This window comes from Paracoccus lutimaris (genome assembly GCF_003337565.1).
Taxonomy (GTDB): Bacteria; Pseudomonadota; Alphaproteobacteria; order Rhodobacterales; family Rhodobacteraceae; genus Paracoccus; species Paracoccus lutimaris.
The window spans coordinates 1-1,646 of the sequence record NZ_QPJL01000078.1; the positions used below are offsets into that span (position 1 = coordinate 1).

Genomic DNA, 1,646 nt, shown 5'->3' on the forward strand with positions numbered 1-1,646 from the left:
AGCTATCTGGCGAGCGCGCGCGCCATGGCGCTCAATCCCCGCCACTGGCCTGGTTTTGCGCCGCCCCGTGGCCGGTTTTGTCTCCGCCGTTGACAACCGCCCCGGGTTTACCGGAGAGTAAAACACTCAAAGGATGAGCCCTATGACCAAGCAGAGATTCACCCCCGCCTATCCTGCCGAGCTTCGCGAACGCGGTGTTCGGCTTTTTCGAGAGAACCGCGCCGGTTACGCCAGCGACACAGCTGCTTACAAGGCAATTGCGCCGAAGCTCGGCTGTTCACCCGACAGTCTGCGTGTCTGGTGTCAGCAGGCCGAACGTGACGCTGGGCGACGCGGTGGGCTGACAAGCGCCGAGAAGGATCGGATCAAGGAACTGGAGCGCGAGGTCCGTGAACTGCGTCAAGCGAACGAGATCCTGAAGAAGGCCAGCGCATATTTCGCGGCGGCGGAGCTCGACCGCCCGTTTCGCAAATGATCGCGTTCATTGATGATCACCGTAGTGTCTTTGGTGTCGGGCCGATCTGCCGGGTTCTGGGGATCGCACCATCGACGTATTACGCCTTCAAGACAGTGGAGCACGATCCGGACCTGGCATCGGACCGGGCCAGGCAGGATCGGCTGGACATGGCGGCGATCAAGAAGGCCTTCGATGGCAGCCGAGGCCGCTATGGCGCGCGCAAGGTCTGGCATCAGCTGCGCCGCGGCGGTCACGATATCGCCCGCTGCACGGTGGAGCGGCTGATGAAGGTCATGGGATTACAAGGTGTTGTGCGGGGCAAGAAGGTGATCACCACTAACCCCGATACGGCCCAACCCTGCCCGGACGACAAGGTGAACCGAGCCTTCGTGGCAGACATGCCAAACGAGCTGTGGGTTTCGGATTTCACCTATGTCTCCACCTGGCAGGGTATGGTTTACGTCGCCTTCGTGACCGACGTCTTTGCCCGCAAGATCGTCGGCTGGCGCGTCTCGACGTCGATGACGACAGGCTTCGTGCTCGACGCACTAAACCAGGCCATCTGCCAGAGGGCGCCGTCCGAGGCTGACAAGCTAATCCACCACAGCGACCGCGGCAGCCAATACCTGTCGATCCGATACACCGAGCGACTGGCAGAGGCGGGTATCGACACATCCGTCGGCAGCGTCGGGGATTCCTATGACAATGCCCTCGCGGAAAGCATCATCGGCCTGTTCAAGACCGAGGTCATCAAGTTCCTTGGACCCTGGAAGTCGGTTGGTCAGGTCGAATGGGAAACCCTGAAATGGGTCGACTGGTATAACAACACGCGCCTGCACAGCGCCATCGGATATGTCACACCGAACGAAGCAGAGGAGGCTTTCTACGCTGCCTTGAATAACGTCGAAAAAGCCGCGTAATCATTGAACCAGAAACTCTCCGGTAAACCCGGGGCGGTTCAGAGTGCGCGAGCCAGGGACGGCCCCGTGCCAGTCCTGGCACCAGGGCCGGCAGATGGACGCGACGAGTCCTCAGCCGCCGGTCATGTGGCATCACATTAGGGAATTTCGTATCATTCAGCGACTAGCTAGAGGTGTTGATTGCCACTGAGATTTGACCCGGCATTGTCACCGAGAACTGACCCACCCAGTGGTTATGTTCTGCGTGTTATGATGGCGTCAATGCTAGT

1 protein-coding gene and 1 other annotated feature are annotated in these 1,646 nt (G+C 60.0%); the gene reads left to right on the top strand.

The genetic code is table 11. From position 1 onward, the window contains the following. Positions 1-142: 142 nt before the first annotated feature. Positions 143-1,377 (top strand): IS3 family transposase gene (locus DFP89_RS19945; protein WP_114351038.1). Its coding sequence is split into 2 segments (ribosomal slippage): positions 143-443 and positions 443-1,377, totalling 1,236 coding nucleotides; the frame shifts between segments, so codons are not numbered across the junction. Then, positions 430-546 (top strand) — a sequence feature (AL1L pseudoknot). Its footprint overlaps the gene before it by 117 nt. Positions 1,378-1,646 lie beyond the last annotated feature (269 nt).